Genomic DNA, 23,487 nt, shown 5'->3' on the forward strand with positions numbered 1-23,487 from the left:
TTCTCCCGTCAGAGCGGCGGATGGGCGTTCCGCACCAGATCCCGGAAATAGGACGGCCAGAAGACCCCGTAGCCCGGCGCACCCGGGGCCGCTCCGGACGGCCGCCACGACCCGATCGGAGGGGCGTAGGCGGGGTCGCACCAGCGGTTGGGGCCGTCGCTCGCCCCGTCCGACTCACCGGGAGGCCGGGCCCAGATGTAGGCGTCCACCCCCGGTCTGGGAGCGGCGGCCGGACGTTCGCCGATGCCCGCGTTGAGCTGGTTGCACCAGTTGAAGCGGTTGACGCGCCGGTCGAGCCTGGACTGGTCGACGTAGGTGTTGACGTCGGTGGAGACGCTGACGGCCGTCGGCCGGCCCGGCCCGCCCCAGCCGTTGCGCGAGGTGTCGATCAGCATGCCGATGTGCTCGGGGAAGCCGGCCTCGATGAGGGCGGCCCGGAGGAAGCGGGTGTAGTCGTCCTCGTCGATGTGGGGGTTCCAGTCGATCCACCGGCTCAGGTACAGCGGCGCTCCGGCGATCGTCTTGGTGGCGTCCGGGAGGAAGATCTCCTCCACCGGGACGTAGCCGGCGACGTTGGTGACGAACCCGTCCACGCCCCGGGTTCCTTCGACGACCTCCGCGAACAGGTCGATCAGGGGCGCGGACACCTCCGTCCAGCCGGCGACCGACGACCGGGCCGCGTCGAGGTAGACGTAGACGTTGGGAACCGCCCCGAGGGTCGCGACGGCGTGCCGGATGCCCTGGACATAAGCCCCTGACGTGCGCGCTTCCACGCATCGGGGCTCCTGGGTCGAGTTGACCATGCTGCCCAGCGTCTCCGGCTCGACGAGGGTGACGATCCTGAGCGGGGCGTAGCGGGGATCGGCGAGGATGGCCGCGACGGGCTCCACGAACCGGCTCCGGTACGCCGCCACCCCCTCGGCCGTCATGTCGAACTCCGCCGTGGACACCATCGACGAGCAGTCCTTGCCCGGCAGGTCGCTCAGCACGAGCGTCACGACGACGGGATCGGCGTTCCCCTGCGACAGGGCCTGCACGAGCGCCCGATCAAGGTGCTGCCGCAACCCGAGGCCGCCTCTCACGGAGCCGATCGAGGCCACGGAATCGAGCCACAGGGCGGTCGGCTGGAACGCCACCTTCCGCATCGCGGCCCCCACCTCACCGCCCGTGGCGGTGGCCGCGGCGTCGACCTGCGCGACGTAGTCGGGATTCAGGTAGCCGCGCGCCCCGAGATAGGGATTGTCCACCCGCCCAGGCGAGGGAGGCCCGCCGCAGGTGGCGCCGTTCAAGGTGAAGCCGCCGGGAGGGGGGTTGCCGCCGGTCCAGCGGCCGTTGAAGCCGATGGTCACCGTCGCGCCCGGCGCGAGCACCCGGTTGTACGGCTCGTTCACGGCCTGCACCCGCGCCCCGGACTGGCTCCACCGCGCCGACCAGCCATACGTGATCGTCTGCCCGGCGGTGAAGTCGAACCGCAGCGTCCAGCCGTCGACCCGATCGCCGGTGTTCTTGATGGCGACCGTCCCGGTGAACCCGCCCGGCCAGGAATCCGCCCCGTACGTCACCACGCATCCCGGAGCGGCCCAGGCCACCCCGGGCAGGACGACGAACACGAGCACAATCCCGACAAGCACACGCAGGAGCCTCATGGCACCCCCCCGGACGCGAGGACCGACCCTCGATCGTCACCCCGGAAGGCCCGATCCCGGCAACCCGGCACGGCAGAACCCCAGGTCAGCGGTGAACCTTTCACTCCGAACGCGGTACGCCGGGACATCAGGTGTAGGCCAGCAGCCTGCCTGCGATCGTGACTCCCGACCACGAGGTGAGGGAGATGACCGCGGCGATGCGGGCGGCGGCAGGCGTCGGCCTGTCCGTGTCCCAGGCGGTCACGTTGCGGTAGGTGCGCCGGTGGAAGATCAGGATGTTCAGCAAGGCGATCACGATGAGCCCGAGCTTCCACGGAGCGCTGCCGCGGTCGGCGATCAGGCTCGCGCCGGGCAGGAACATCAGGACGCCGGTGACCGCCGCGATCACGAACCCGAGGCGGGACAGAGGTAGGAGATGTTCGGCCGCGGTCATGACCCGCAGCTTCTGCCGCCCCAGCCCCAGCAGCCGGAGATCGAAGACCGCCGCGGGGCCGACAAGGAGGGCGATGCCGAGGATGTGGATGCTCTCGAGCACTGGATAGAGGTAGGGCGTGCCACGGATGGCCTCGGTGAGCGGGCCGCCCTGAAGCCAGGAGAGGAAGTCGTCCACGAAAGCACGCTCACACGTCTCGGCGTGACCGGGCTCGCAGGTAGACGGCCCCACCCGCGACGACAACGATCAGCCCGGCGGCGAGCACGATCCACACCACGATCGCAGACGTGCCCTCGGAATCCTCCGCGGCAGCCGGCGCATGATCTGGCGCGGCGCTGACGGGATACGGAACCGGCAGCGGCTTGGCCGGCAGTTCGCTGCCGAGCACCTGGTTGACCGGCTTCCCAGTTTCGAACCAGAACACGACCGGACGAAATTCGTCATCGTGACTCTTATTGATGTAGCCGACCAATTCGACCTGCTCACCGTCGGCGAGGGGACGGTCCAGACCCCACATTCCGGTGTAGGTCGGCGGCGCGATGACGACCTCCAGCGCCTCATGGGAGCCGCGGTAGGACGGGGCGACCTTGATCGGGCCGCTGTCTTCGGGGGCTTGCAACTGCTCAGGCAGAGCCAGTTCGGGCGTTTCACCGGGCAGATCGTTGTCCAGAGTCACCGTGAAGAAGGAGTGCGGTTCGCCCCAGCGAACCTCCGAGACGGTACCCGCGATGTAGTAGAGGCGATCGGTGTCGAAGTCGTCCCACCCGTGATGCGCGTGCGCGGCACGCACGGGGAACACCACGAGCACCATCGCGAAGGCGAGCGACGCGGTCGCCAGCCGCAGGAGACGGGCTCTCGCGCGGGTCAGGAGCGTGGTGCCGTCCAGGCTCGACATAGATAGATCCTTTCTGGGGCGTGGGGGCGGCGGGGTGGCATCGAGACCAGCAACGCCGACAGGGCGCTGGGGTCAGCGGGCGACGTAGCCGCCGTCGACGGGCAGGGCGACGCCGATCACGAAGCCGGCTCCCGGGCTGCACAACCACAGGACGGCCTGGGCGACCTCCTCGGCGGTGCCGAGGCGGTTGACGGGCTGGTTCGCCTCGGCTTCGGCGAGGTCGAGCTCGCCCTTGGCGATCATGTCGGTGACCATCGGGGTGTCGATGGTGCCGGGGCAGACGGCGTTGATGCGGACGCCGCGCGGCGCGTACTCCAAGGCGGCGCTGGTGGTGAGGCCGATGACGCCGTGCTTGGAGGCGTGGTAGGAGGCCCGCCCGGGGATGCCGACCAGGCCGCCGAGGGACGAGCAGTTGACGATGGCGCCGCTGCCCTGGGCGCGCATGTGCCGCAGTTCGTGCTTCATGCTCGCCCAGACGCCGCGCAGGTTGATGGCGTTGACCCGGTCGAACACCTCGACCGGCTCGTCGGCGGCGTCGCTGGGCGGGATCTGGATGCCCGCGTTGTTGTAGGCCATGTCGAGGCGGCCGAAGGTCGCGACCGTCCGGTCGACGGCGGCGGCGACCCCGTTCTCGTCGCTGACGTCGCACCCGATCGCGAGGACGTGATGACCGGCGTCCGCGAGGTCCTTGGCGGCGGCGTTCAGGGCGGTCTCGTCGATGTCGGTGAGAGCGACCGCGGCGCCGGACTCGGCGAAGGCGCGGGCGGTGGCCAGGCCCATCCCGGAGCCGGCTCCGGTGACGAAGGCGACCTGGCCGGTGAAGTCGTAGGTGGGGTTCATGAGAAGCTGCCTCCTTGATCACATACGGGTGCGGCGGCCGGGGGCCTGGCGGTGGCCCTTCAAAGGGTGAGCAGGGCCTTGACGGCGCGGCGTTCGTCCATGGCGCGGTAGGCCCCGGCCGCCTGATCGAGCGGGAGGGTGAGGTCGAAGACCTGGCCAGGGTCGATCTGCCGGTTCCAGATGAGGTCGATCAGCTCGGGCAGGTACTGGCGGACGGGGGCGGGGCCGCCGTGCAGGTGGGCCAGGGAGGAGAACAACTCGTCGCCGGGCAGGGAGACGTCGTGGGAGACGCCGACGAAGCCCATGTGCCCGCCGGGCCGGGTGGCACGGAGGGCCTGGGTCATGGACTCCTGGGTGCCGACCGCCTCGATGACGCCGTGCGCGCCGAGGCCGCCGGTGAGCTCTTTGACGCGGGCCACGCCCTCGTCGCCGCGCTCGGTGACGATGTCGGTGGCGCCGAAGCGGCGGGCCAGGTCCTGGCGTGCGGCGTGCCGGCTCATCGCGATGACGCGCTCGGCGCCGAGTCGCCTGGCGGCCAGCACCGCGCACAGGCCGACGGCTCCGTCGCCGACGACGGCGACGGTCTTGCCGGGTCCCGCCTGGGCGGCGATGGCGGCGAACCAGCCGGTGCCGAGCACGTCGGAGGCGGCCAGCAGGCTCGGGACCAGGGTGGCGTCCGGGATGCCGGGCGTCGCGACCAGGGTGCCGTCGGCCAGCGGGATCCGGGCGTACTCGGCCTGGGTGCCGATGGTGCCCATGAGGACACGGTCGACGCAGCCGCTCTGGTAACCCGACCGGCAGATCTCGCAGGTGTTGTCGGAGGCCCAGAACGAGCCGACCACGAACTGGCCCGGCTTGACGGTGCGGACCTCGCTGCCGACCCGCTCGACGATTCCGACGTACTCGTGGCCCATTGGGATGGGGCCGTCGGGCTTCTCGACGCCGCGGTAGGGCCACAGGTCCGAGCCGCACACGCACGCGGCGGTCACGCGGATGATCGCATCGGTGGGCTCCACGATCACCGGGTCGGGCCGCTGCTCGACGCGGACGTCGCCGGGGGCGTGCAGGACTACGCCACGCATAATGATCTCCTTCGTGGTTTCAGGTCTGGCCGGAGCGCGAACTGCGTGTCCACGCAGAAGACGGAGCGTCCCCGGACACCTCCCAGCCAACCGTCGTGTTCGCGCGGGTGGGAGGTCGCGCTTATCGGGGGGACGACCTCGACCCCCCTCACCGGCAGGCGGCTCCTTACAGTGGGGAAGGTGGACAACCGAGACGAGATCCGCGACTTCCTCGCCACCCGCCGCGCCAGGATCACGCCGCAGCAGGCCGGGCTCGCGCCCGGGGTGCGGCGCCGGGTGCCGGGGTTGCGCCGGGAGGAGGTCGCGGTGCTGGCCGGGGTGAGCACCGATTGGTACACCCGCCTGGAGAAGGGCCATATCAGCGGCGTGTCCGAGGACGTCCTGGACGCGGTCGCCCGCGCCCTGCAACTCGACGAGGCCGAACGGGCGCACCTGTTCGACCTGGCCCGCGCCGCGAGCTCCCGGCCGCGCACCGGCCGCCGGGTGGTGCAGGTCCGGCCCGGTCTGCAGCGGATGCTCGACGCGATGACCGACGCTCCGGCGCTCATCCGCAACGGCCGCATGGACCTGCTGGCCGTCAACCGGCTCGGCCGCGCCATGTACTGGCCCGTCTACCAGCGTCAGGGCACGAGCGGTCCGGTCAACATCGCGCGTTTCCAGTTCCTCGACCCGGCCGGACCCGCCTTCTACCCGAACTGGGACCTCGCCGCCGACACCACCGTCGCGCTACTGCGCACCGAGGCCGGACGCGACCCGTTCAACGCCGACCTCGCCCAGCTCATCGGCGAGTTGTCCACCCGCAGCGACGACTTCCGCACCCGCTGGGCCCGCCACGACGTCCGCCTGCACCACATGGGCAGCAAGACCTTCCACCACCCGGCCGTCGGCGACCTCACGCTCGACTACGAGTCGATGGACCTGCACGCCGACCCCGGCCTCAACCTCACCGTCTACACCGCCGCCCCGGACACCCCCGCGCACGACGCGTTGCGGCTGCTGGCCAGCTGGGCCGCCACCCTCGACGCCGCCGCGGACGCCACCGGGACCCGCTCCTCCCGCCTGCCGCACGAGGGGCCTGCCGGCCAAGGCTGACGAACGACCCGCCTCAGCGGACCGGCCGCACGCCGGCCGGGCGGCGGACCTTGTGGCTGTCTCGGGGCGTTGACTCATGGAAATATCGCAGCCACTATTGACTCAATGGAAATTGAGACAAATGAGCGACGAGGGCGGGCCGCCCTGCACCACGCCCTGGCCGACCCCGCCCGGCTGGCGATCGTGGACGCGTTGCTGGTCGGCGACCTGTCGCCCGGAGAACTGGGCGGCACCCTGGGCCTGCCTTCCAACCTGCTGGCCCACCACCTGCGCGTGCTGCAGGAAGCGGGCCTGGTCACCCGCACCCGCTCCCACGCTGATCGCCGCCGCGCCTACCTGCGGCTGATCCCCGCGACGCTTGAGGCTCTCAGCGTCACCACGACCATCGCGGCGCCCCGGGTGGTGTTCGTGTGCACCCGCAACGGCGCCCGCTCACCGCTGGCCGCCGCGCTCTGGGCGGCCCGGAGCCGGATCCCGGTCACCTCCGCCGGAACCCATCCCGGCCCCCGCCTCAACCCGCGGGCCGTCAGCACCGCCCGCCGCCACGGCCTGCACCTGGGCCGCTCTCACACCGTCCACATCCGCGACGTGGTCGAGCCCGCCGACCTGGTCGTCGCCGTCTGTGACAAGGCTTACGAGGAACTGGGCCCCGACCCCCGGCGCGTGCACTGGTCGGTTCCCGACCCCGGGCCGATCGACACCGACGAGATCTTCGACGACCTCCTGGACCAGCTCACCGACCGCATCGACCGGCTGGTACCGCTGACCCGCGCCCCCGCGCCGCCGCCCAGGGGGACCGACACTCCGCCGGTGACAGACCAGGCAGGCCGGCCCGTCCTTGCCCGCGCCACGGACCCGGAGGTCCAGTTGTGACAACACCACCCGACGAGCTCGCGAGCGTTCGCTACATCGTCGATGACGTGGCCGCCGCCGTCCACTTCTACACCACCCACCTCGGCTTCACCGTGCGCACCGGCCCCGCGCCCGCCTTCGCCGACGTGGTCCGTGGACCGCTGCGACTGCTGCTGTCGGGGCCGGCGAGTTCCGGCGCCCGGGCCACACCCGGCGACTCCACCGCGCCGGGCCGCAACCGTGTCCATCTCATCGTCGCCGACCTCGACTCCGAGATCGACCGGCTGCGCACCGCCGGGCTGTCCTTTTGCGGGGATGTCGTCGCCGGTCCCGGCGGACGCCAGATCCTGCTCACCGACCCGGCCGGCAACCTCGTCGAACTGTTCGAACCCGCTGCGCGCTGAGATCAACGAAAGCATCGGACCTTCATGACCGAGAACCTTGAGTGCCCCTACTGCCACCTGGAAGAGACCGACCGGGACCCGCTCGGCGGGTGGATTCACCGAGACGAGCACTGGCTGGTCGGCCAGGGGCCCGCGGACACCACCATGCCCGGAGCCTTGAAGATCACTTCACGGCGACACTTCATCGACTTCGCCGAGATGACCGCGGCCGAGTCGGCCTCCTTCGGCCCGCTGCTCACCCGGCTCGACACGGCAATGCGCGCCGGCACCGACGCCGAACGCGTCCACCTGGTCTCCACCCGCGACCGCGTCCAGCACTTTCACGCCTGGCTGTATCCGCGCCCCGCCTCCCATCTCCTGCGCGGGACCGCGTTCCTCAACGCCCCCCAGCGCAGCGACCCCGCCGACGCCGAACGCACCGCCCGCGCCATCCGCGACCACCTCCGTCGATGAAGCAATCCGACAACGACCACCCTCGCAAGCGCGGGACCCGGCCGGTGCACGCGCTCGGCGAGGTCATCGCAGTCTTCCTGGACGGCGTCAACGCCACCGCGCTGGCCCTGATGGCCGGCGTCACCCTGCGGCTTGCCGGCGAGGCCTTCGTCGACCCGCTCACCGTGGCACGGGCCGCGCTCGTGTTGCTGTCGCGTCCACCGCCATCGGGGCGGCGGAACCGTCGTGGTGATCGACAGAGGCCGATGCGGACAGCCCCTGAGCCTCGGGTGGGCCGTCCGGCCCACCCGAGGGGTCGGCTACGGGGCCGGGTAGTCGGTGATGTACACCGGCGAACCGACCCGCGTCATGTCGGCCGGGTCGCCCACGCCGTTGACGACGTGGTCGATGATGCCGGCGCTGAGGTTGACGGTCATGATGTGGTGCAGTTTCACGCCCGGCCGGTCCGGCACCTCGAAGCCGTTCTCGGTGTGGATCGACGGGTTGTTCTGGTTGAAGACGTAGACGCCGCCGCCGTACAGCTGGTGCTTCTGGACGCCGTTGCCGACCTTGTAGCCGGCGTAGCCCTCGACGTCGCCGTTCATCCAGTCGGCCTGGGTCGGCGGGTCGTAGGGCAGCTCGTTCTGGTAGAGGATCGTGGTGCCGTTCTCGCCGTTCCAGATCGTGTTGTAGCGCTGGAAGTGCTCGACGAACAGGCCGGTGGCGGTCACGTTGTCGCCGTTGATGATGGCGCCGTTGCGGCCGTCGTTGGTGTTCCACCGCTCGGTGTCGGTGAAGCCTTCGACGCCGTGGTCGGCGCGCCACACCCAGGTGTGGTCGATGAGCACGTTGTCGGTGTTGACCTCAAGCGCGGTGTTGGTCCTGCCGACGTGGGGTCCGCCCACGCGGAAGTAGATGTCGGACAGGGTCGTCGGGTTGTCCGCCGGGTTGTTGCTCCTCTTGTCCTTCTTGCCCACCTTCAGCAGGACCTGGGACTTCTTGAGTCCCGCGTCGATGGTCACGCCGGCGAAGATCACGCTGGGGACGTCGGCGATCTCGACCGGGGTGGCGGCGTCGACGGCGGTGAGGGTGGCGTGCCCGATGCCGAGGACGACCGTGTTGGCGCGCTTGATGTCGATGCTCCGCTCGACGTCGTACACGCCGGGCGTGAGCAGCAGGTGCTTGCCGCTCGCGAGCGCCTTGTTGATCTCCTTGACCGAATCCGACGGCTTCGCGATGAAGAAGTCGCTGAGCGGCAGGGTGTAACCCGGGGTCAGGCCGTCGGCCCAGGTGATGCCGCGGGAGCCCTTCTGGACGGCGGGCACGCGGACGTTGTACTCGCCCTGGGCGTCCACGAACAGGTAGGGCTTCTCCCGGCTGACGGGGTTGGTGTCGAGCGTGGTGTACGGCGGGCTCGGGAACGCGGCGTCGTCGGGCGCGCCGACGGTGCCCGCGAAGACCTGGTTCCACACGGCGTTCGACCAGCTCGCGACCTCGCTGTTGCGGGTCAGCCACTGCTGCTGCGATCCGTTGACGACGGCCGGCAGCTTGGAGTCGGCGATGAAGCCGCCGCTGGCGTACTGCGGGCCGGCGGTGCAGTAGTCCATCAGCGACAGGGTGCCGCCGCTGACGTTGAGGCGGCGCATGGACACCGCCTGGGAGACCGCCCAGAAGTTCGTTCCGGTACGGCAGCCTTCGGAGCCCTTGCCGGTGATGTTGATCGACAGGTTGGAGATGGTGCGCCAGAAGTTGGTCAGGGCGATGCAGTTGGTGGGGGTCAGGCAGCGGTTGTAGACCTCGACCTTGCCGTTGATGACGACGTCGGTGGGCGAGGCGCCCAGACCGGCGATCTCGGTGTAGTAGCCGACCTTGAAGTGCAGCGGCTGCTCGGCGGTCCCGTAGGTGCCCGGCTTGAAGAGGTAGGCGTGCCGGGTGGTGCCCATCTCGTTGTCGACCTGGGCGGCGTGCGCCGCGTCCAGGGTCGCCTGGATCGTGCTGAGGGGCATGCCGGGGTCGAAGACGGTGACGTTGGAGCCGAGGTCGGCCGCCGGCGCCGCCGCGGTGGCGGCCGGGCCCGTCGACACGACAGAGGCCGCCAGCAACAGCCCTAACGCGAACAGCCTGCCGAGGTACGGCCGGCGGGTGGTCGTCATGGTTCGTTCCTTCCATGGGGGGCACCACTGATCTTTGAGAGCGCTCTCCCGTAGGTCAAGAGGTTGGGCGAAACTAATGTCACGTCTTTTTTCATCTCGTGTGAGAACGACCCCGGCCTCTCGGGTAGGAACAGCTCATGGCACACCAACCGGTGATCGTGGTGGGCGCGGGCCTGGCCGGACTGGCCTGCGCGGTGCGGCTGCGCCGGTCGGGCGTGCCCGTCACGGTGCTGGAGGCCTCCGACGGGGTGGGCGGCAGGATGCGCACCGACGTGGTCGACGGCTTCCGGCTCGACCGCGGCTTCCAGGTGCTGAACACCGGCTATCCCGAGGTGCCGCGTGTGCTGGACGTCGCGGCGCTGCGGCTGCGCGCCTTCAACTCCGGCATGCTGGTCTTCCGCGCGGACGGCGGCCGGGAAAGGGTCATGCTGCCGTGGAAGCACCCGCGTCACGCCTTCACCGGCCTGACCGCCGATCTCGGCACACCGGTCGACAAGGCGGTCCTGGCCGCCCTGACCGCGCGCGACCTGGCCTTTCCCGCGAGGATGCTGCGTGCGGGCGCCGATCGCACCGTCCTCGACGAACTCCGCCACTGGGGCATGTCACCGGTGATGGTCGAGCGGCTGATACGCCCGTTCCTGGCCGGCGTACTGCTCGAACGGGAACTGGAGACCTCCAGCCGGGTCTTCCACCTGATCTGGCGCTCGTTCGCCCGCGGCACCATCGGCGTGCCAGCGCTCGGCATGGGCGAGGTCCCGGCGCAGCTCGCCGGCCATCTGCCCGCGGACGCCGTGCGCCTGCGGACCCCGGTCCGGGCGGTCAGCGGCACGGGAGTGATCCTGGACGACGGCGGGGAACCGCCGGCCGCCGCCGTGGTGGTGGCCACCGACCCCAGCGCCGCCGCGGCGTTGCTGCCCGGCCTGCGCGTCCCCGCCATGCGGGCCGTCACGACCTTCTACCACGCCGCGCCCGAGTCTCCGCTCGGAGAGGCCACCCAGGTGATCGACGCCGACGGCGTCATCGCCGACACCCTGGTCATGACCGACGCGGCGCCCGAATACAGCGCCACGGGCGAGGCGCTCATCTCCACTTCGGTGCTGGGCACGGCCGGTGACGACGACGAGCCGCGCGTACGCGACCGCCTGGAGGAGATCTACGGTTCGGGCGTGCGGGGATGGCGTCACCTCGCGACCTATACGATCACCGAGGCGTTGCCGTCGATGCCACCGCCCATGCCGCTGCGCCGTCGCGTCAGCCTGGGGGAGGGGCTTTACGTGTGTGGCGACCACCGGGACACGGGGTCCATTCAGGGGGCGCTGGTGTCGGGGCGGCGCGCGGCCGACGCGGTGCTGAACGACCTGAGCGCCGCGCCGCAAATGTGAATCTCAGGTCTGTCGTCATTTGGCCGACGAGGTCGGGAAAGCCGTGGCGAACGAGGCGCCGCGGTGGCTCCCGTCGTCGACAACCCCCCAGCCGGGCTCGACCCGGCCGTCGACTCTCAAGGAGATGGAGTTCGTGACCGGTGAGGGCGCGACGAAGCAGCGGTTTCTGATCTTGCATGACTACGGCATGGACGGTTCGTGGTGGTGGGTCCGCGCACGTTCGGCTCGCGAGGTGCTGGAAACCTTCGCGGCGATCGAGGTGATCGAGACCCCCGAAACGATCGAGCAGGCTGAGGGATGGAACCTGGAAGAGACCGATGTCGACGCCCAGTCCATGCCGGCGGGCTTGGACGTCCTGCGTGCGCAGCGGCTGGCGCACCGGCACCTGCCCGGCTTCGGGGCGCTGGCTGATCGAACCCTCGTCTACCTTCAGCGCCGCTGGGACGGAGACGACGGCGTCGAACCGGCCGACTACCTGATGGAGATCGGATCCGACGGACGCCGACTGAGGCAGGTGGAGCTGACCGACAACGGAGACGCCTTCAAGAGCGACCCAGATGACTGGCCGTTCAACCCGCCCGTCGTCGACCTCTTCGACCCGGAATTGAAGGACCTGGAGATCAGCAGAGAGGCATTCGAGGCGGCCTGGCATCGCGCCCGCAAGGACGACCGTGACCTCTGATCATCCGAGCGCCCCTCCGGAAGCGCGTCGGTACAGCGCGGCCGACATCACCGTGATCGAGTTCGACGGCGCTGTACTGCGGGGCAGGACTGGACGACCCAGGGCTGCCGGCCATGTTGTTGTCAGCTGTGGCTCGGCACGCACTGCACCCGGCGACGCGAGTCGCTGAAGAGCACTCGCTCATCTCGGAGGTCGTCGTCCTCGGCGACCTGTGTTTCAACGTGACGATCAACCAGCAGCACACTTGGTCGGACTCCCCGCCCTCCGGTTACTTCGACTCCCTGCTCGGCCCCGAGTAGTGGCTCCTGGCAGCGATCGCGACGCACTGCTCGACGACAACCGTCGAAATGTGGAGCGACGGCCGAGGCTTCAGCCAAGAACTCGCCAGCCTTCGTCCCATCGACCCTGTGCAGAGGTTCGATCCGCAGCCGGGAAGCGGGACTCGTCTCACCTTCACCATCGACGGCGACAACCTCCCGTCCAGCGCTGCCTTTCCCGCAGACCTCGGCAGCATCGATGCCCACGGCCCGTACTGCACCGCAACGAATGGGCCAGGCTACGTAGCGATCCGCGACCACAGGAGCGACGACCAGAGCAGCATCCGTCTGGCTTAGGTGCTCTCTGTTCGCTCCCTGTGTGGCGACCCTGACCGCGCCACCCACATCGGAACGACCGGCGGCTATCCGAGCCCTCAACCGGATCCTGATCGAGACGCGGCCGGGGGACGGCGTGGTGAAGGTCCGCGGCAGGTCGGCCTCAAGTCGCGGCGGAACCACCACCCCCCTCACAGCCTGAGTGTGTCGATTGTGACACATGTTCAAGCATCTAACAAAGAAGTCGCAGGACAATCCATTTGATGTGTCGATATTGACACACGGATGCCGGGACTGGCAGGGTCTGGACCCACGGGCGAGGGCCGCCCGCGAGGAGGTTGGAGTGACTACTGTCAACACCGCGTACGCGCACAGCCTGGACAACGAGGAACTGCGGGCCCGCTATGAGGCCGCCGGGTTCGCGGGACGCGTCGGATGGGGTGAGCGGCCGGCGATTCTCGTCATCGACATGGCGGGAGCCTGGGCCGACCCCGCTGAGCAGCTCGGCTCGGACCTGTCGGCGGTTTCCGGCAGCATCGTCCGCATCCTGGCGGAGGGGCGCCGGGCAGGCCTGCCGATCATCTTCACCACGATGGCATGGGACCCGAGCCTGGCAGAGATCGGCGAGGTGGTCCGCCGCAAGACACCGCACAGCGAGCAGATGCTGCACGGCACCGAGCGTGTCCGGCTCCGGCCGGAGATGGACCGCCGCCCGCACGAGCCCCTCGTGGTGAAGCCGCGCGCCTCGGCCTTCTTCGGCACCTACGTGGACGCCATGCTGATCTCCGCCAAGGCCGACACGGTGATCGTGGTGGGGTGCAGCACGAGCGGCTGCATCAGAGCCACTGCGGAAAGCGCGTTCAACCGGGGCTTCCACGTGATCGTCCCCCGCGAGGCGGTCGGCGACCGTTGCGCCTCCGCGCATGCCGCGAACCTCTTCGACATCGACGCCCGCTACGGTGACGTGCTGTCCGAGGCGGACGTGCTGACGCACCTGCGGTCGCTGCCGGCCGCGGAGGAATGACCGATGACCGATCGGCGGACTCCGGCGCTGCGGGCCAGTGGGCTCGCCAAGTCCTTCGGCCACGTCCAGGCGCTGCGCCAGGGGGAGCTCACCGTTCACGCCGGCGAGGTGGTCGCGCTCGTCGGGGACAACGGCGCGGGCAAGAGCACGCTGATCTCCTGCGTCTCCGGGGCCCTGCTGCCGGACGCCGGCGAGGTCAGCGTGGACGGCAGGCCGATGCCGCTCGGATCCATCAGAGCCGCGATGGAGCACGGCATCGCCACGGTGTACCAGGGCCTGGCGATGGCGCCCGACCTGTCGGTGGCCGAGAACCTGTTCCTCTCCTGCGAGCTGCGCCGCCCCGGCCTGCTGGGACGGCTCGGCCTGCTGGACAAGAAGGCGATGCGCGAGCGTGCCTGGCAGCTCATGGACGGTCTCGGCATCACCACACTCCAGGACGTGACGCTGCCCGTCGGCGACCTGTCCGGTGGACAGCGCCAGGTGGTCGCGGTCGCCCGCGCCGTTTCCCGCGCCGGACGCCTGGTGATCATGGATGAGCCGACGGCGGCGCTCGGCGCCCGGCAGTCGCAGATGGTGATCGAGACCATCAAGGCGACCCGCGATCGCGGTCTCGGCGTGGTGCTCATCTCGCACGACCTGCCCAGAGTGCTGGAGGTCGCCGACCGGATCGTGATCATGCGGCTGGGCCGCGTGGTGGCCGACCTCGCCGCGTCCGGACTGAAGATCGGGCAGATCGTCGCGCTGATGCTGGGCGAGCGGGACAACGACCGTGAGGAGGGCCTGCCGGCATGACCACGCTGCGGATTCCGGCCAGATCACGCCTCGGCGGGCTGGCGAGGTCCACTCCTGCCTACATCACGGTGGCGCTGGTGGCGCTCGTCGTGATCTTCTCGCTCATCTCACCCGAATGGCGCTTCCTGGACGCGACGAACCTGCAGGCGATCGGGCGCAACAGCGCGGGGCTCGTCCTGCTGGCCGTCGGCCTGACCTTCGTGCTCGGCGCCGGTCACATCGACCTCAGCGTCGGCGCCACCCTGGTCCTGTCGTCAGTGGTCGCGGGCACCGTGGCCGTACGACTGGCCGGAGAGCCGTCGGCGTCGGGAACGTTCCCGAACGCGGGCCTCGCCATCGTGATCGCGGCACTGGCGGCCGTCGTGGTGGGCGGCGTCGCGGGCCTGATCAACGGGGTTCTGGTGACCAGGTTGAAAGTCAACTCGTTCGTCGTCACCCTGGGCACGATGGGCGTGGCCACCGGCGCCGCGCAGGTCCTCACCAACGGCGCGAACGTCGCCGGGATCCCGCCCGCCGTTCAGACGTCCTTCGGTCTCAACACCGTCGCCGGGATCCCCCTCCCCTTGGTGCTGGCGGTTGTGGTCAGCCTGCTGGCCGGTGTCGTACTGACCCAGACCAGCGCGGGCAGGCACGCCCTCGCGATCGGTTCCTCCGCCGACGGAGCGATGCGCGCCGGAGTGAACGTCCAGCGCAGCACGATCGTGGTGTTCGTCATCGCGGGGCTCATGGCGGGCCTGGCCGGCTTCCTCGACATCTCCCGGTTCGGCACGACGGCCATCTCCGGGCACTCCACGACCATGCTGCAGGCGCTGTCCGCCGTGATCATCGGCGGCACGAGCCTGTTCGGCGGCCGGGCATCGGTGCCGGGGTCGGTCATCGCGACCTTCATCCCGACCGTGCTCCTGGCCGGGTTCGTCATGGTCGGCGTCTCGTCCTTCTACCAGAACATCGCCATCGGCGTCGTTCTGATCATCGCTGTCTGGCTCGACCAGATGCGCGGCAAGTAACACCCCCCGCTGGAACTCGGAGAAACACCATGAAAGTACGCACCAGAGCAGTGGCCGCCACGCTGGCGATGGTCACCCTGACCGCCCTCACGGCCTGCGGCTCCTCGGACACCCCCGCCTCCTCAGGCAGCAGCCCCGCCGGGCAGAACTCGGGTGCTCTGGAGATCTCGCTCCTCACCACGTACAACGGCCTGCCCTTCTACACCGCCATGCAGTGCGGCGCCCAGGACGCCGCCAAGGAACTCGGCGACATCACGGTGACCGCGGACGGGCCGGCCCGGGGCATGAACGCCGCCGACCAGACCCCCGTACTCGAAGGGGTGGTCAACCGGCGCCCCGATGGCATGATCTTCGTCCCCGCCGACCCCGCCGCCATGGTCGCCCCCATCAAGCTGGCCGTCGACGCCGGGATCAAGGTCGTCACCACGGACGCGACGCTGAACGAGCAGGTGGCCAAGGCGCAGTTCCGCGGCGACAACAACGCGGGCGGAGCGCTGGCCGCGCAGGAGATGGTCAAGCGTGCCCAGGGGCAGCGGGGCAAGGTACTGGTCCTGGACAACCGTCCCGGCCTGCCGGTGACCAACCAGCGCGCCGAGGGATTCATCAAGGCGCTCCAGGAGTCCGGCACCGGCCTGCAACTCCTGGACACCCAGTACTACGAGGACGACCCGACCAAGGCGGCGACCATCGTGCAGAGTTCGCTGGGCGCCAACCCGGACATCGTGGGGATCTTCGCGACCTCCGAGTCCGGCGCGATGGGCGCCGTCTCCGGGCTCCAGGGCGCCAAGGTCGACAACGACAAGATGACCGTCATCGCGTACGACGCGGGCCCGACGCTGGTCACCGCGCTGCGGGCCGGGACGCTGGACGCGCTGGTGGCGCAGGGCTCCTACACCCAGGGGTACGACGCGCTGACCCGGCTGGTCCAGGAGATCCGCGGTCAGGTGCCGCAGGGAGCCGCCTTCGACAACGTGGTGGCGAACACGATCGTCACCTCCGACAACGTCGATTCGCCGGAAACAAAGAAGCTGCTCTACCCGACAACCTGTTCGTGAGCGTGACATTCTCACCGACGAACATCATCAACCGAGGACGACGAGGGGATCGAGATGAGCGCCGACCTTGAGGGAAAGGTGGTGCTGGTGACGGGAGCGGCCTCCGGTCTGGGGGCCGCGACCGTCCATGACGTGCTGGCCTGCGGCGGGCGCGTGGTCGCCATGGACCTTTCGCGGGACGTCATGGCGCTGGCGGGGGAGCGGGTGATGCCCGTGGTCGGCGACGCCGCCGACGAGCGGCAGGTGCTGGCCGCCGTACGAGCGGGGGAGGACGGGTTCGCGCGGGTGAACGGGGCCGTCGCGGCCGCGGGGATCACCCGTGCCGGGACCGTCGACTCGATGGACATGGACACCTGGAACGAGGTGCTGCGGGTGAACCTGACCTCGGTCTTCCTGCTCGCCAAGGCGTGCCTCCCCGCGTTCCGCCGGGCGGGCGGCGGCGCCCTGGTCGCCGTCGCCTCCCAGGTGGGGCTGGTGGGCTATCCCGAGAACGTCGCCTACTGCGCGGCCAAGGCAGGGGTGATCAATCTGGTGCGTGCGATAGCGGTGGACGAACGCGGGAGCGGCGTCCGAGCGGTCGCGGTCTGCCCCGGACCCGTCGACACCCCGATGCTGCGCGAAGGGTTCGCCCAGACCGGGGAGAGCTACGAATTGGCGGCCTCACGGGTGCCGCTCGGCCGGGTCGCGAAGCCCGAGGAGATCAGCGGCACGATCTGCTTCCTCCTGTCGGACCAGGCCGCTTTCGTGACCGGCACGGCATGGACGGTAGACGGTGGCTACACGGCGCACTGACCCTCAGGTGAGCTCCGTGCACGCCTCGCTGGAGCCCCGGGCCCTGGAACTGTTGCAGGTGATCGCGAACTCACCGGAACCGCTCGGCGCGCGAGAGCTCGGCCGCCGCATCAAGGCGGGCGACCGGCCGCTGAGCGAGTCCACCGTGAACCGGCTGCTCCGGTGGCTGGACGAGCAGGGGCTGACCCGGTCGATGGACGGCAGGGGCAGGGTCGTGTCCGAGGCCGGCCGGGCGCTCGCCCAGCGCGCGGCTGCCGAGCACACCTGGCACCAGCAGCTCGGCGCCATGGAGATCAGGACCCTCCAGGACGTCCGCGACCTGCTGATCACCCGGCGAGGCGTGGAACGCGAGATCGTCAGGGAGGTGGCGGCATCGGTCTCGGAGGAGGACCTCGGACAGCTCCAGCTCGTCATCGAGGAGTACGAGCGATCCGTGCACGCCGACGAGCAGCGCCGGGACGTGTCCATCAACTTCCACAAGGCGCTCGCCTCGACGGTGGAGAACTCGATGCTCCGCGCCGTGGCCATGGTGGTCTTCGACCACCGGTTCGACATGCTGGAACACGTCCTCGACATGGTCACCGCCGGTCGCGGCACCACCATGCACTCCGTACACGAGCATGAGGAGATCATGCAGGCGATCCGGGCCGGCGACCCGGACGCGGCCGAAGCGGCAATGGTCCGCCACATCAACCGCCTGATCGACGACGCCAGTGCCGCAGTCACCCCTTCCGCGCGCCTGGCGATCGAACTGTTGCTGAACAACCACGGCCCCGTCATCGGCGGCACGTGAACTTGGAGAAATCTGTGACCCCCATCATTCCGATCATCACCGACGCGGCGGCGGCCCCGACCGCCTCCTACTCCCAGGGCCTCGTGGCCGGGCGGATCGTGGCGACGGCCGGGCAGGTCGGCCGCGATCCCCGTAACGGTGAGCTGGCGACGACGCTGGCCGGTCAGGTCGAACTGTCGATCGCCAACCTCAAGGCCGTGCTCGCGGCCGCGGGTCTCGACCTGTCGCACGTGGTGAAGACGACCTGCTTCCTCACCAGGATCGAGGACTTCGCGGAGTTCGACGCCGTCTACCGGCGCCACTTCGCCGATCCGTTCCCCGCCCGCAGCACGGTGGGCGTCGCTCTGGCGGGTGATCTGCTGTTCGAGATCGAGGCCTGGGCCGTCAAGCCCGAGGAAACGGCATGATGCCGGGCTTCGATGTGCTCATCCGGGGCGGCGAGGTCGTCAACGGGGACGGCAGGGCGGTGCTGGACGTCGGCGTGACCGGCGAACGGGTCACCGCGCTGCTCGCCCCCGGCTCGGCGGCCACCGCCGAACGGGAGATCGACGCCACCGGGCTGCTCGTCATGCCCGGCGGCATTGACACCCACACCCACGTCGCCTGGCCTTTCGACGGGACCGTCACGGTGGACGACTGGTACAGCGCGACCAGGGCCGCGGCGCTCGGCGGGACCACCACGATCATCGACTTCGTCCCGCCCGGGGGCGGCGGCCTGACCGATCGCTGCCGGGCCCGGGTCGAGGAGGCCGCCGCCGGCGCGACCGTCGACTTCGGGTTCCACCCGATCCTCACCCCGGCCGACGCCCGGGCCCTCGACGAGATCGGCCAGGTCGTCGCCGAGGGGTTCACGTCGTTCAAGATGTACACGACGTACGAGGACCGGCGCGTCGACGACGGCAACGCCTGGACGCTGATGCGGGCCATCGCCGCCCACGGTGGCCTGCCGGGCTTCCACGCGGAGAACCACGAGATCCTCGCCTGCGCCCTGGACGACCAGGTCCGCTCCGGCAGGCTGAGCCTCGCCGACTACCCGCACAGCCGTCCCGGGCTCGCCGAGGCCGAGACCATCCAGATGGTGTCGATGTACGCGCGGCGGCTGAACACGCCCGTCTACATCTTCCACGTGTCCGGGTCCGACGCCCTCGACGCCGTACGCGCCGCCCGCCGGGCCGGGACCGCGATCCACGCCGAGACCTGTACGCACTACCTCGCCCACGACGAGAGCGTGTTCCATGGTCAGGACGCGTGGCGCTTCGTCATCTCGCCGCCGATCCGCACCGCCGGGGACCAGCTCGATCTCTGGTCCGGGGTGTGCGAGGGCACGGTAGTCTCCGTCGGCTCCGACCACTGCGCGTACGACACCGCGCTGAAACAGGCATGGGAGCACGACCACCGCAGGATCCCCGCAGGGGCCCCCGGTATCGAAGCCCGCACGCCGGTGCTGTGGAACCAGGCCGTCGGCGTACGCGGACTCGACCCCTGCCTGTTCGTCCAGGTCTCGGCGGAACGCGCCGCCAGAACGCTCGGACTGTACCCGCGCAAGGGCCGCATCGCGGTGGGCGCCGACGCCGACCTCGTCCTGTGGGACCCCGCCCACCCGTGGACCGGCGACGACCTGCGGCCCGTCTCGCCCGCGACCTTCTCCCTGTACGACCGGGCCCACGGCACCGGCCTTCCCCGCCACGTCATCGCCGCAGGCCGCACTGTCGTCGAGGACAGGCGCTTCACCGGAGAGAAGGGCGCGGGACGCTTCCTCGCCCGGGAACCACGGCCATGAGCGCACCCGACGTCGTGACCTACGGCGAGATCATGGGCAACTTCGTGGCAACCACAGCAGGGCCGCTGGAGAAGGCCGAACTGTTCCGGCGGCGGCTGGCCGGAGCCGAACTGAATGTCGCGGTCGCGCTCTCCCGCCTCGGTCACCGTGTCGGTTTCGTCGGCCGCGTCGGCGGCGATCCGCTGGGGGAGGCCGCCCGCGCCCGCCTGCGCGAGGAGGGCATCGACGGTACGCACGTGCAGGTCGAGGAACACGAGGTCACCGGTATCCAGCTGAAGGAGCGGGCAGTCACGGAAGACCCCCGTTACGTGTACTACCGGCGCGGCAGCGCCGGTTCGCTGCTCACGCCCTCTTCGGAGGCGCTCGGCTACGTGGCGTCGGCCAGGCACCTGCACGCGACCGGCATCCCGCCCGCGCTGTCGGACACGGCGCGGCGGTTCGCGGTCGAGGCCGTCGAAGCGGCCAGGGACGCCGGCGTCGGCGTGTCCTTCGACCCGAACCTGCGTCCCACCCTGTGGCCGGACCAGGACGAAATGGTACGGGTGGTGGGCGAACTGGCCGTCCGCGCGGACTGGGTGCTGCCGGGAATCGCGGAAGGCGAGACGCTGACCGGAAGGCGCGAGCCGCAGGCCATCGCCGACTACTACCTGTCGCGGGGTGCGCGCGGGGTCGCCGTCAAACTGGGCGCCCGCGGCGCCTGCCTGTTCACACCGGACGCGTCGTGGACGCAACCGCCCTTCCCGGTGCGGACCGTCGACACCATCGGGGCGGGTGACGGATTCGCGGCGGGGTTCATCAGCGCTCTGCTCGACGGTCTCGGCGACCGGCAGCGCCTTGAGCGCGCCTGCGCGGTGGGCGCCCTGGCCACCGGCAACGAAGGCGACTGCGACGGCATGCCCAGCCGCTCGGAACTGGACGCACTCCTCGCGGACGGATGAATGGAACTGCAAGTAGCCCTTGACCGGATGACCCTCGACCGTGCCGTGGACCTGGCCGGGCTCGTCGCCCCGTACGCCGACTGGATCGAGGTGGGCACCTCCCTGATCAAGCGATACGGCACGGCGGCGATCAGCGCGGTCGTGGACGCGGCCGGTCACGTCCCCGTGGTCGCCGACACCAAGACCGCCGACGACGCCGCGACCGAACTCGGCATGTGCTTCACCGCGGGCGCCCAGGCCGTGACGGTACTCGGCATGACCACGGACGCCACCATAGAAGCCTGTGTCGCGATCACGGCGGACCAGGACGCCGAACTCCTCATCGACCTCCTGGCCGTGCCGCCACCGCGGCGCACGCACCTCCTCGCCGTGATCGAACAGGCTCATCACGTACTCTGGACGCCGCACGTGGGCAGGGACGCCCGCCAGGAGATCGCGGCAACCCGGATGGCCGAGGCCCTCGGCCCCTGGGCGAGTGGTCTGCGGATCGCCGTCGCCGGCGGGCTCACCGCGGCCGACGTGGCGGCCCTGACCCCCGAATGGCCACGCCTGCGGTTCGTCGTGGGCGGGGCGATCACCTCTGCGCCGGATCCGCTTGCCGCCGTCGCCCAGATGAAGGCCGCCATGCGGCCCGCGGAAGGAAAGCCATGAGCTCCGACCACCTTCTCGACGTGGTCCTGTCCGAGATCGCCGGTGTGCTGGCCCGGATCGACCCCTCCTCGCTCGGGGCGGCCGTGGACCTGCTGGACGGCACGCCACGGATCTTCGTGGCCGGGGAAGGCAGATCGGGGTACATGGCCAGAGCATTCGCCATGCGCCTGGTGCATCTGGGCCGCACGGCCTTCTTCGTCGGCGACACCTGCACACCGTCCACCGGCCGTGGCGATCTCCTCGTCGCCGTCTCCGGGTCCGGAACCACGTCGTCCGTCGTGCGCGCCGCGCAAGCGGTGACCGAAGGCGGCGGCACCGTACTCGCGGTCACCACCGCGGCCACCTCACCCCTCGCCTCCACCGCCCGCCACGTCCTGCCCATCCCCGCGGCCACCAAACACCGCCGCCCCGGAGAGGCGGCCACGATCCAGCCACTGTCCAGCCTCTTCGACCAGTGCACACACGTCGTACTCGACCGCCTTTGCCTGGAACTGGCTCGCCGCCACGACATCACGGACGACCAGGCCCGCCGGGCCCATGCGAACACGGAGTGAAGCCGCAGGACCGCGCCCGCCACGAGCCCGACACGTTCCTCCAGCGGCTCGACGAAACTCCGCGCGGGGAGTCGCTGGTCGTCGGTCCGGGGAGGAGCAGTCGGCGATCACATCCCACTCGATGGTCAATTAGTTGAATAGGTATGGTGTTGAGCATGTCTCTGCGCCACGCCGTCATGGCCGCCCTGCTGGAGGGCGAGGCCAGCGGTTACGACCTGGCCAAGGGCTTCGACGCCTCGGTCGCCAACTTCTGGATGGCCACCCCCCAGCAGCTCTACCGAGAGCTCGACCGCATGCACGAAGAGGGCCTCGTCCACGCCCGTCTGGTGCACCAGGACCGTCGCCCCAGCAAACGCCTGTTCTCCCTCACCGACGAGGGCCGCCGCGACCTCCACGCCTTCACCAGGGAACCGACCCGTCCCGGCGCGATCAGGGAGGATCTGTTCGTGCAGGTCCAGGCCGTCGACGCGGGCGACGCCGCCGCCGTGCGCGCGGCGATCGAGGAGCGCCTCTCCTGGGCGGAAGCCAAGATCGCCCGGTACGACCGCCTCCGGACCCGCATCCTCGACGGCCGCACCGAGGAGGAGTTCCTCGACCACGCCGACCGCATCGGCCCCTACCTCACGGTCACCCGCGGACTGGCCTTCGAACGCGAGAACCGTCACTGGTGCCAGTGGGCGCTGACGGCGCTCGACCGGAGGATCACCACCCGAACGAGGCCGGAGGCGGCCGGATGACCTACCTGCGTTACGTCGCCATCGGCGACAGCCAGACCGAGGGGCTCAACGACGGCGACGAGTCGTCCGGTTATCGGGGCTGGGCCGACCGCCTGGCCGAGCACCTGGCGGCGGGCAGTCCCGACGTGCTCTACGCCAATCTGGCGGTCAGGGGCCGTCTCGCCGCCCGGATCCGCGCCGAGCAGGTGGGACCCGCGCTGGCGCTCAAGCCCGACCTGGTGTCGGTGATGGCCGGCATGAACGACATCCCGCGGCCGGGGAGCGATCCGGCCGTCGTCGCCGGGGAGGTGGAGGAGATGGTCCGCGCCTTCACCGCGACCGGCGCGACGGTGCTGACCTTCACGTTCCCGAACATCGCCGAGATCGCCCCGATCGCCCGGCGGTTCCTGCCCAAGGTCCTCGACTTCAACGACCGGCTCCGTGAGGCCTCCCGCCGGCACGGCGCCGTCCTGGTGGACACCTTCCCCTACCCCGTCTCCACCGACGCCAGGTTGTGGAGCCGCGATCGCCTCCACGCCGCCCCCTTGGGCCACGAACGCATCGCCGCCGCGGCCGCCCACGCCCTGGGCCTGCCCGGCAGCGACCTCACCTGGACCGGCGAACTGCGGCCGATCCGCCGCCCGAACACCCTGCTCCGCACCGGCGCCGAGGTGCGCTGGGCCGCCGCCTTCCTCGGCCCGTGGGTGATCCGCCGCATCCGGGGCCGATCGAGTGGCGACGGCCGGACGGCCAAACGCCCGGCCCTGCTCCCGGTCATCCCACGAGCGTGACGACCGGGACGCCGAGGCGGCCGGCCGCTACTTGAGGACCGGGTACTTTCGGACGAGGGGCAGGCGGGCCCACCGGCGGCCCAGGCCCCAGGTGTCGCCGGCCGCGGT

Annotated in this window: 26 protein-coding genes; 20 read left to right on the forward strand and 6 right to left on the reverse strand. The window is 70.3% G+C overall.

The window, feature by feature from the left end; genetic code table 11:
* Positions 1-8: 8 nt before the first annotated feature.
* From AW273_RS32440 to AW273_RS32460, 5 genes are all read right to left on the reverse strand, one after another.
* Positions 9-1,631 (reverse strand): glycoside hydrolase family 6 protein, encoded by a 1,623-nt coding sequence (locus AW273_RS32440; RefSeq protein WP_198168476.1) that lies wholly within the window; start codon positions 1,629-1,631, stop codon positions 9-11.
* Between the two features lie 142 nt (positions 1,632-1,773).
* Positions 1,774-2,256 (reverse strand): hypothetical protein, encoded by a 483-nt coding sequence (locus tag AW273_RS32445; RefSeq protein WP_062356757.1) that lies wholly within the window; start codon positions 2,254-2,256, stop codon positions 1,774-1,776.
* Between the two features lie 10 nt (positions 2,257-2,266).
* A complete protein-coding gene (locus tag AW273_RS32450; protein ID WP_063910188.1) occupies positions 2,267-2,974 on the reverse strand; it encodes a DUF6152 family protein in 708 nt (235 codons plus the stop codon).
* 72 nt (positions 2,975-3,046) lie between these two features.
* Positions 3,047-3,814, reverse strand: coding sequence for an SDR family NAD(P)-dependent oxidoreductase (locus AW273_RS32455; RefSeq protein WP_062356759.1), 768 nt, complete (start codon positions 3,812-3,814; stop codon positions 3,047-3,049).
* Between the two features lie 59 nt (positions 3,815-3,873).
* On the reverse strand, positions 3,874-4,896 hold the full coding sequence (locus AW273_RS32460; RefSeq protein ID WP_062356762.1) for a zinc-dependent alcohol dehydrogenase family protein: 1,023 nt from the start codon (positions 4,894-4,896) through the stop codon (positions 3,874-3,876).
* A gap of 180 nt (positions 4,897-5,076) precedes the next feature.
* Between AW273_RS32460 and AW273_RS32465 the strand changes: the two genes are divergently transcribed.
* The 4 genes from AW273_RS32465 to AW273_RS32480 all read left to right on the forward strand — a co-directional run bounded on the left by AW273_RS32465 (position 5,077) and on the right by AW273_RS32480 (position 7,697).
* On the forward strand, positions 5,077-5,988 hold the full coding sequence (locus AW273_RS32465; protein ID WP_062356831.1) for a helix-turn-helix transcriptional regulator: 912 nt from the start codon (positions 5,077-5,079) through the stop codon (positions 5,986-5,988).
* A gap of 105 nt (positions 5,989-6,093) precedes the next feature.
* Entirely contained in the window at positions 6,094-6,861 is a 768-nt protein-coding gene (locus tag AW273_RS32470; protein WP_063910189.1) for an arsenate reductase/protein-tyrosine-phosphatase family protein, read from the forward strand.
* Positions 6,858-7,244 carry a VOC family protein gene (locus AW273_RS32475; protein WP_062356765.1) on the forward strand — a complete coding sequence of 129 codons (387 nt, stop codon included), beginning with the start codon at positions 6,858-6,860 and terminating at the stop codon, positions 7,242-7,244. The genes AW273_RS32470 and AW273_RS32475 overlap by 4 nt, the downstream gene beginning before the upstream one ends.
* A 24-nt stretch (positions 7,245-7,268) precedes the next feature.
* On the forward strand, positions 7,269-7,697 hold the full coding sequence (locus tag AW273_RS32480; RefSeq protein ID WP_062356768.1) for an HIT family protein: 429 nt from the start codon (positions 7,269-7,271) through the stop codon (positions 7,695-7,697).
* Between the two features lie 299 nt (positions 7,698-7,996).
* Here AW273_RS32480 and AW273_RS32485 read toward each other — a convergent pair whose 3' ends face one another.
* Positions 7,997-9,829, reverse strand: a complete 1,833-nt coding sequence (locus AW273_RS32485) for a pectate lyase-like domain-containing protein (protein ID WP_062356771.1) — start codon at positions 9,827-9,829, stop codon at positions 7,997-7,999.
* Positions 9,830-9,966: 137 nt separating this feature from the next.
* Between AW273_RS32485 and AW273_RS32490 the strand changes: the two genes are divergently transcribed.
* From AW273_RS32490 to AW273_RS32570, 16 genes are all read left to right on the forward strand, one after another.
* Complete coding sequence (locus tag AW273_RS32490) at positions 9,967-11,211, forward strand: NAD(P)/FAD-dependent oxidoreductase (RefSeq protein WP_062356773.1); 1,245 nt, start codon at positions 9,967-9,969, stop codon at positions 11,209-11,211.
* Positions 11,212-11,335: 124 nt separating this feature from the next.
* Entirely contained in the window at positions 11,336-11,893 is a 558-nt protein-coding gene (locus tag AW273_RS32495; RefSeq protein ID WP_198168477.1) for a hypothetical protein, read from the forward strand.
* A gap of 128 nt (positions 11,894-12,021) precedes the next feature.
* Entirely contained in the window at positions 12,022-12,192 is a 171-nt protein-coding gene (locus AW273_RS32500) for a hypothetical protein (RefSeq protein ID WP_157556396.1), read from the forward strand.
* A 637-nt stretch (positions 12,193-12,829) separates the two neighbouring features.
* The gene (locus AW273_RS32510; RefSeq protein WP_062356782.1) at positions 12,830-13,510 is read left to right on the forward strand and encodes an isochorismatase family protein; all 681 of its coding nucleotides are present in this window, start codon (positions 12,830-12,832) and stop codon (positions 13,508-13,510) included.
* Between the two features lie 3 nt (positions 13,511-13,513).
* Positions 13,514-14,302 (forward strand): ATP-binding cassette domain-containing protein, encoded by a 789-nt coding sequence (locus AW273_RS32515; protein WP_062356785.1) that lies wholly within the window; start codon positions 13,514-13,516, stop codon positions 14,300-14,302.
* Positions 14,299-15,309 (forward strand): ABC transporter permease, encoded by a 1,011-nt coding sequence (locus tag AW273_RS32520; protein WP_062356788.1) that lies wholly within the window; start codon positions 14,299-14,301, stop codon positions 15,307-15,309. Before AW273_RS32515 ends, AW273_RS32520 begins: the two co-directional genes overlap by 4 nt.
* A gap of 29 nt (positions 15,310-15,338) precedes the next feature.
* On the forward strand, positions 15,339-16,364 hold the full coding sequence (locus AW273_RS32525; protein WP_083950215.1) for an ABC transporter substrate-binding protein: 1,026 nt from the start codon (positions 15,339-15,341) through the stop codon (positions 16,362-16,364).
* A gap of 54 nt (positions 16,365-16,418) precedes the next feature.
* Positions 16,419-17,156, forward strand: coding sequence for an SDR family NAD(P)-dependent oxidoreductase (locus AW273_RS32530; protein WP_062356794.1), 738 nt, complete (start codon positions 16,419-16,421; stop codon positions 17,154-17,156).
* 7 nt (positions 17,157-17,163) lie between these two features.
* On the forward strand, positions 17,164-17,949 hold the full coding sequence (locus AW273_RS32535) for a FadR/GntR family transcriptional regulator (RefSeq protein WP_062356797.1): 786 nt from the start codon (positions 17,164-17,166) through the stop codon (positions 17,947-17,949).
* Positions 17,950-17,963: 14 nt separating this feature from the next.
* A complete protein-coding gene (locus AW273_RS32540) occupies positions 17,964-18,356 on the forward strand; it encodes a RidA family protein (protein WP_232327709.1) in 393 nt (130 codons plus the stop codon).
* Positions 18,353-19,729 (forward strand): amidohydrolase family protein, encoded by a 1,377-nt coding sequence (locus AW273_RS32545; RefSeq protein WP_062356801.1) that lies wholly within the window; start codon positions 18,353-18,355, stop codon positions 19,727-19,729. Before AW273_RS32540 ends, AW273_RS32545 begins: the two co-directional genes overlap by 4 nt.
* Entirely contained in the window at positions 19,726-20,667 is a 942-nt protein-coding gene (locus AW273_RS32550; RefSeq protein WP_062356804.1) for a sugar kinase, read from the forward strand. The genes AW273_RS32545 and AW273_RS32550 overlap by 4 nt, the downstream gene beginning before the upstream one ends.
* Entirely contained in the window at positions 20,668-21,318 is a 651-nt protein-coding gene (locus AW273_RS32555) for an orotidine 5'-phosphate decarboxylase / HUMPS family protein (RefSeq protein ID WP_083950217.1), read from the forward strand.
* Complete coding sequence (gene hxlB / locus AW273_RS32560; protein WP_062356809.1) at positions 21,315-21,872, forward strand: 6-phospho-3-hexuloisomerase; 558 nt, start codon at positions 21,315-21,317, stop codon at positions 21,870-21,872. The genes AW273_RS32555 and hxlB overlap by 4 nt, the downstream gene beginning before the upstream one ends.
* A 155-nt stretch (positions 21,873-22,027) precedes the next feature.
* A complete protein-coding gene (locus AW273_RS32565) occupies positions 22,028-22,609 on the forward strand; it encodes a PadR family transcriptional regulator (RefSeq protein WP_062356841.1) in 582 nt (193 codons plus the stop codon).
* Positions 22,606-23,379: an SGNH/GDSL hydrolase family protein gene (locus AW273_RS32570; protein ID WP_062356813.1), complete on the forward strand. Its 774-nt coding sequence runs from the start codon at positions 22,606-22,608 to the stop codon at positions 23,377-23,379. Before AW273_RS32565 ends, AW273_RS32570 begins: the two co-directional genes overlap by 4 nt.
* Positions 23,380-23,487 lie beyond the last annotated feature (108 nt).

The organism is Herbidospora yilanensis (genome assembly GCF_001570565.1).
GTDB classification, from domain to species: domain Bacteria; phylum Actinomycetota; class Actinomycetes; order Streptosporangiales; family Streptosporangiaceae; genus Herbidospora; species Herbidospora yilanensis.

Bases quoted from the DNA above. Each gene is read 5' to 3' on its own strand.
- AW273_RS32450 (WP_063910188.1), bottom strand. From the start codon at position 2,974: ATGTCGAGCCTGGACGGCACCACGCTCCTGACCCGCGCGAGAGCCCGT.
- AW273_RS32455 (WP_062356759.1), bottom strand. From the start codon at position 3,814: ATGAACCCCACCTACGACTTCACCGGCCAGGTCGCCTTCGTCACCGGA.
- AW273_RS32460 (WP_062356762.1), bottom strand. From the start codon at position 4,896: ATGCGTGGCGTAGTCCTGCACGCCCCCGGCGACGTCCGCGTCGAGCAG.
- AW273_RS32470 (WP_063910189.1), top strand. From the start codon at position 6,094: ATGGAAATTGAGACAAATGAGCGACGAGGGCGGGCCGCCCTGCACCAC.
- AW273_RS32480 (WP_062356768.1), top strand. From the start codon at position 7,269: ATGACCGAGAACCTTGAGTGCCCCTACTGCCACCTGGAAGAGACCGAC.
- AW273_RS32485 (WP_062356771.1), bottom strand. From the start codon at position 9,829: ATGACGACCACCCGCCGGCCGTACCTCGGCAGGCTGTTCGCGTTAGGG.
- AW273_RS32490 (WP_062356773.1), top strand. From the start codon at position 9,967: ATGGCACACCAACCGGTGATCGTGGTGGGCGCGGGCCTGGCCGGACTG.
- AW273_RS32495 (WP_198168477.1), top strand. From the start codon at position 11,336: ATGGAGTTCGTGACCGGTGAGGGCGCGACGAAGCAGCGGTTTCTGATC.
- AW273_RS32515 (WP_062356785.1), top strand. From the start codon at position 13,514: ATGACCGATCGGCGGACTCCGGCGCTGCGGGCCAGTGGGCTCGCCAAG.
- AW273_RS32520 (WP_062356788.1), top strand. From the start codon at position 14,299: ATGACCACGCTGCGGATTCCGGCCAGATCACGCCTCGGCGGGCTGGCG.
- AW273_RS32525 (WP_083950215.1), top strand. From the start codon at position 15,339: ATGAAAGTACGCACCAGAGCAGTGGCCGCCACGCTGGCGATGGTCACC.
- AW273_RS32530 (WP_062356794.1), top strand. From the start codon at position 16,419: ATGAGCGCCGACCTTGAGGGAAAGGTGGTGCTGGTGACGGGAGCGGCC.
- AW273_RS32545 (WP_062356801.1), top strand. From the start codon at position 18,353: ATGATGCCGGGCTTCGATGTGCTCATCCGGGGCGGCGAGGTCGTCAAC.
- AW273_RS32550 (WP_062356804.1), top strand. From the start codon at position 19,726: ATGAGCGCACCCGACGTCGTGACCTACGGCGAGATCATGGGCAACTTC.
- AW273_RS32555 (WP_083950217.1), top strand. From the start codon at position 20,668: ATGGAACTGCAAGTAGCCCTTGACCGGATGACCCTCGACCGTGCCGTG.
- hxlB (WP_062356809.1), top strand. From the start codon at position 21,315: ATGAGCTCCGACCACCTTCTCGACGTGGTCCTGTCCGAGATCGCCGGT.
- AW273_RS32565 (WP_062356841.1), top strand. From the start codon at position 22,028: ATGTCTCTGCGCCACGCCGTCATGGCCGCCCTGCTGGAGGGCGAGGCC.
- AW273_RS32570 (WP_062356813.1), top strand. From the start codon at position 22,606: ATGACCTACCTGCGTTACGTCGCCATCGGCGACAGCCAGACCGAGGGG.